This window comes from Oscillatoria sp. HE19RPO, assembly GCF_024220515.1.
Taxonomy (GTDB): domain Bacteria; phylum Cyanobacteriota; class Cyanobacteriia; order Cyanobacteriales; family Laspinemataceae; genus Laspinema.
In genome coordinates this window covers 1-5,168 of record NZ_JAMXOT010000207.1, presented here as the reverse complement: position 1 = coordinate 5,168, position 5,168 = coordinate 1, and the positions used below count along the sequence as shown (strand labels likewise).

Annotated in this window: 5 protein-coding genes and 1 pseudogene; 1 reads left to right on the top strand and 5 read right to left on the bottom strand. The window is 45.2% G+C overall.

Features of this window, described 5'->3' with window-relative positions:
- Positions 1–2: 2 nt before the first annotated feature.
- A complete protein-coding gene (locus NG833_RS30515) occupies positions 3–128 on the bottom strand; it encodes a hypothetical protein (RefSeq protein ID WP_256556066.1) in 126 nt (41 codons plus the stop codon).
- Positions 129–218: 90 nt separating this feature from the next.
- Between NG833_RS30515 and NG833_RS18960 the strand changes: the two genes are divergently transcribed.
- Positions 219–620 carry a hypothetical protein gene (locus NG833_RS18960; protein ID WP_254566837.1) on the top strand — a complete coding sequence of 134 codons (402 nt, stop codon included), beginning with the start codon at positions 219–221 and terminating at the stop codon, positions 618–620.
- A 435-nt stretch (positions 621–1,055) separates the two neighbouring features.
- Here the strand turns inward: NG833_RS18960 and NG833_RS18955 are convergent, their stop codons facing one another.
- From NG833_RS18955 to NG833_RS18940, 4 genes and pseudogenes are all read right to left on the bottom strand, one after another.
- Entirely contained in the window at positions 1,056–1,337 is a 282-nt protein-coding gene (locus NG833_RS18955) for a DUF2442 domain-containing protein (protein ID WP_254566836.1), read from the bottom strand.
- Complete coding sequence (locus tag NG833_RS18950) at positions 1,318–1,554, bottom strand: DUF4160 domain-containing protein (RefSeq protein WP_254566835.1); 237 nt, start codon at positions 1,552–1,554, stop codon at positions 1,318–1,320. The genes NG833_RS18955 and NG833_RS18950 overlap by 20 nt, the downstream gene beginning before the upstream one ends.
- 240 nt (positions 1,555–1,794) lie before the next feature.
- Positions 1,795–4,674, bottom strand: coding sequence for a UvrD-helicase domain-containing protein (locus NG833_RS18945; protein ID WP_254566834.1), 2,880 nt, complete (start codon positions 4,672–4,674; stop codon positions 1,795–1,797).
- Positions 4,675–4,820: 146 nt separating this feature from the next.
- Positions 4,821–5,168, bottom strand: a pseudogene (locus NG833_RS18940) (hypothetical protein); the annotation flags it as partial.

The window sequence follows — 5,168 nt, the reverse complement described above, 5'->3', positions numbered from 1 at the left end:
GCTCACGCGCTTAAGGCGGCATCCTCCATTCCATAGCGGCGATTTTTACCCGTGCGCTTGTCCGGTAGCGACGACAAGCGCTTGCGGAAAGAACCCACTACAGTGTCAAACCAACCTGGCTTTTTCAACGGCTCTGGCCCTCCTGGGTTTCTCAGATGTCATTACTATACTGGGATGCTGGGGACTTGAACAGTTTTTCGCCAAAATGAGAATTGCTGATGAATAACATCTTAATTGAAGATTCAGCCCGTCATCCCCAACTATTTGTGTGGAATGGAGCAATACCTCACAACCGCTTGCAGGCATGGTTATTAGAGCGGAATTTGAAACTGTCCAAAGACTTAATCGAACTGTGGGAAATGACAGGGGGTGGAGACTTGTTCGCGTCGGAAACGATTTTGAGTCCGTTTGGCGATGCTAAATTAGGGGATGATATCGATAGCGTCAATCAGTTTTACTGCGATCGAGGGATGGCGCAGAAGTATCTGGTGTTTCATGGGGGAACGGGATTGAGTGCAATTCGATTAGTTGATGGGCGCTACGTCACTCTCAGCGAAGACAGCGATCGAGAATTGTCGGAATTTCTGACGTTAGAGGATTGGTACCCACATTCCGCATAAGCAAAAATACTTATGAAGAATATCTCCGCAGGTTTTTTGGCTGAAGCAACTATTTTTCTAAAATAGCCAAAAACCTTTCCCTCTAATACTTTCAGCTATTTTTTCACAAAGGGACTCTATAACTCCCTCCAGCAGAATAAGCACTCAAAAAGTCTGGGTTTTATTGAGAATATTCTCAATAAGCAGAAAAACTCCGGTGACAGTGAGGACTGTCGTTCCCATAGATTTTCTATAAAATCGCTGAAACCCTTTATGGCTTAAGGTTTTGAAAAAAGAAAAAATCAGCAATTAAACCGGAGGAATGTGGGTTGGTACGTTGCTCAACTGCGATCGGAATATGCGAATCGCTATAAGCTCGATGCGTTGTTTGGGTAGCTTCGGAAAATGCGATCGCCCGGTGTTGAGAAAGAGAAGAATAACCGGGTTGAGAACTACTTAAGAAGTTGCGATCGAATCCCTGCGTTGTCGAGGTGCAGGAGAACCCCGGAGTAAACCTTCCGTGCTGATATCTTCATCAAGTTCTTCCCAATGAATCCCATAACCCCCGCCAGAAATTTGCCATTGAGATAATTGTTCGGGAGTGGCGTGTAATAACCGAGGATACCAAGCCAAGGGGACAGTAATGATGCGACCGTCCATGAGTTCCACACTAAGGGAGTCTTCTGTAAACTCTACGGTTTTCACTCGTTCATCGGCATTAGGTGCCAAAATACCCATTCCAAGCCTCCATTAAGGTTTCTTGATGTTCTTCAATTATAGCCTGTATTTTTCTGAGTTCCTTGGCACTAAACCCAATGTTCCGGGCGAGTGCCACAGGTTCTAACCAAAACTTGGCCGATAGATTATCGCGATCGATATGGATATGCGGCGGCTCGTTGGGTTCGTGACTATAAAAATAAAATCGATAGGCTCCTACTCTTAAAACAGTTGGCATTGTGGTTTATGACTCTCCATTAAACTTTGTTGAAGTTGAGGAGTGAGTTACTTCTGGTCTTCTTTATAACATTCATCCGGCTGTTTGTCCTGTGAAGATAGAGGTTTGGGGTGCATCGGGAGGCGATGGATCTACGCAAGGAGGGAGTTAGGCAAAATCGCCAACCGTTCGATAAAGAAGAAAGAGTTGGTAGCAATTTCGGGCCAACCCTATCGTCAATTTGGTGGTACTGGCCCGAAATTAATGGAGCGCCTTCCCAGGATCGAAATCCCCCTTTTCTTTAAAACTCCGCTTAAGCACCGTCACAAATACTCCATTTTCATTATCATTGTTGATATCAATTTTATCCCACAAACTTGGTAAAATAAATGCCAATCCCGAGCCTATTTTAGTGCTTAATGTTACGCTGGCAAAAAACATAGGAATAACCTGTGGAAGAACTTGATTTGAAGTTGGTTTTTTTATACATCGAGATAAAAATACAGGTTGTCTATCTTTTAATTTCAATTCTCTTACTAAAATATCGTTAGGATTGAAGCCTACTTGAGGAAGGTAATATGTTTGGTTGTTTTTCGTATGCTTTAAACCATTAATTATAGGAGCAGGGAAAAGAATTACTCGGGTGAAACAGCAATTTCCAAAATAACAATTATCAGAGCGCAAGCTATGATAGAACCAAGCCTTTCGTTCTTCTATTGTTAGCCCTGAAATAAATTGATTAATTTCAGCGGCTTTAATCAATAAATCCATAGAGTTAAACCATTCCTCTTTAGGATCTAAATAAACTATTCTCCTTTCTGCATTTTCTTGAGGATTACCACTCTTTAACCAGCAACGCTTGGCATCTTCAACCCGTCCAAGTGCTTCCCAGCACTGCGCTGCATTTTCCCACTGTTCAGCCACCTCCAATGCCTGAACTTCACAAACTTGCTGCCTTTCGACATTGCCAGCTTTTTGCCAGCACTCAGCCGCTTGTTCCCACTGCCCCACCTTCTCAAACAGTTGAGCCGCTTGTTGCCAATCCTGCAAATCAACAAACACCCGAGCCGCTTCACCATAGTTCCGCTCTTGCAACAGGAGTTTAGCCCTTGTCTGCAACTGTAACTCTATGTCGCCTGACTTTTCAAAACACTCGATCGCCTGACGGTAGAAGCCAGATTCCAGATAGTAGTGACCGCGCTCTCGCCACATTTCAGCCATTGGCTCTATGCGATCGCTTATGGCTGATTCAGGATCGATCCGTTGAACGAAACTCGCTACCTCTAACTGACTCCAAACTGCTGAAAGTTGAGTTTCCCAAATATTCAAAATTCGACGGGCGCGGGTAACGGCGACATAAAGCAAGTTCAACTCTAGCCGCAATTCTGGCTTTTCAGTCTCCTTGGGTGCTTGCTTACCTCCCAACACCTTATTCCACAAGGATTGGCGCGGCTTGAAAAATTCCACCAAGAACACCGTGTCAAACTCTAGCCCCTTTGCTTCCTCAATTGTAAAAACAAAGCTAGATTTAAACTCTGTACTCAACCTGTCTCTATCTGCTTCAGTTCTGACTAGGATGGCTTCATTGGGATTTAGCTGCCATAAAGTTGGTTGTAGGGTTTCCAAAGGTGCAGCAATTAGCCGCGCACATTCGCCATAACTGCCCACAGGTTGCCCAATTTCATTGATACGCTCTTGTAGCAGGCGGTATCGCAACTTTAGCAGTTGATTGGCTAAGTTTACCAATGAGCCAACACTGCGGAAGTTAAAGTCTAAAGTTTTCTGAACTGCTTGACGCTGCCCCTTAAAAAATTTGGTCTTCAGGTCTTCCCACCGGAAGCCACTAGGGCTTATCATTTGGTTTAAATCTCCTGCAAAGAAAAGATGTCCTCCTGAAGCCACCAGTCTGATGAGTAGTTCCAAGTGTAACTCCGTAAAGTCTTGTACCTCATCGCAGACAATCAGCTGATAGCGATCGCTTTTCCCTTGCCGAATGAGTTGCAGAACTTTTCGCGCCAAATCTATCTCGTCAAAACGCTCCTCCTGCTGTAATAAACCTTGATACCATGCAGCTATCTTATAGACTTTCTGGCGATCGCGTCTGGAAACCACCGATGACCGTTTCTTGCCCAACTGCGCGTACTGTTTTTCAGACAGCAAATTAGAACCTGTCTCCAGAGATGCTCCTTTGATGATACTGCGAATCTCATCCCAAATGAGCGCTGATGGATAAGGCTGTTGAGCTTTACGGCGGTAGAGTTGCTCGAAGATTTGGTATGTTACCTCATCTTCAGGAAGGTAAGAATTCCCGGCTGCTGCCAGGATATCTAAACACAAATTTCCGATAGTCTTAAACTCAAAAACCGATTCAATGTCAATGTTGCTGCCACTGACGAGGCGCTTAAATTGCTTCTCAGCTTCTTTAACGAGAATCGGGTTGTAGGCGACATAAAGCCGTTTTCCCTCTGGCAAAGTCTCTAAACTTTTCACCAAGCGATACAGTCCGACAGTGGTTTTGCCCGTTCCGGCACTACCCGATAGCAACAGGTTCCCGTATAGCTTCACCAGTTCATACTCATCTGAGGTGAGTTTCAGGGGCAAGTCAGCATCTTGGGTTGCGATCGCTCTGTGCCAATCCTCGTCCGATTCCACCACCCGCCATTGAATATTGCCTAGCAGTTCGTCAACAAAATCAGGGGGAATCTGCAACTCTTGCGATCGTGCTGCTTCAAGAGCAGATTGTTCCTCTGGGGTGAGTTGGTCGCGATCCACACTCCCGATCGCCTCTAGCAATTCAGCATTCAGCCATTCAGCATCAGGAGTTTTTTGTCTTGCCTTAGCGCTTTGGGACACATCATCATGAGCCAGACAAATATCCTGAACGGCTATATAGGTTTGTGGCTGTCCCGTCTCAGGTTTTTTGGAGTTCTCGTAAGTAAAAATCAGGCGCGATGCTTGGTTAATGCGGGCTTCCCAAACTCCCTTGGCGATGCCTTTGAGTTTCTTCACCCGCAATCCGCCGTCAAATTGCTGCTGTCTTAGCTTGTCGATACAATTCCACACCCTTTCATTCAGGGTGCTTTCCGTAGCTTTACGGATGAAATCAACCACATCGGGGTGTAAGACCGCTGGCAATAACATATTGGGGGTAGGTAAAATAAGTTTTCGTCATATTACCATGTCGGATCTACTTTTTTCATCAAAAAACGATAATTTACTGGTCTTGAGGAGCAATTCTCATTTTGGAAATTCAACTGCTATTGGGTGGGATGTCTAACTCAAGTCCTTCAAGCATAAAGGTCAGAAGGTGATCCCAACTGTCGAAGTACAGATAACGGTTTAACGCGGTGCAAATCATCAAAGAAGGTTTGGCGCTTCGGCAAGTACACTCGTAGCAACTGGTACTTGTCATCGAGCAACTCCAGCAGGGTATGGAAGAGCAGGGAGAGGATGCTGAGGGTCGCCAGCAATGAGGAAAGATGCTGCAAGACAAGTCCAAAATTGTGTCCCTTGATGGTAGCCTTTGGTCTTGAGGGTGTTGTTATTCTCATTCTCAACTGGACATCGGGTTCGCCCTGCTAAAACCACGTCTGCTACATTGTCATTGCTCAGAGGATAACTCGTGGCAAAGGAGT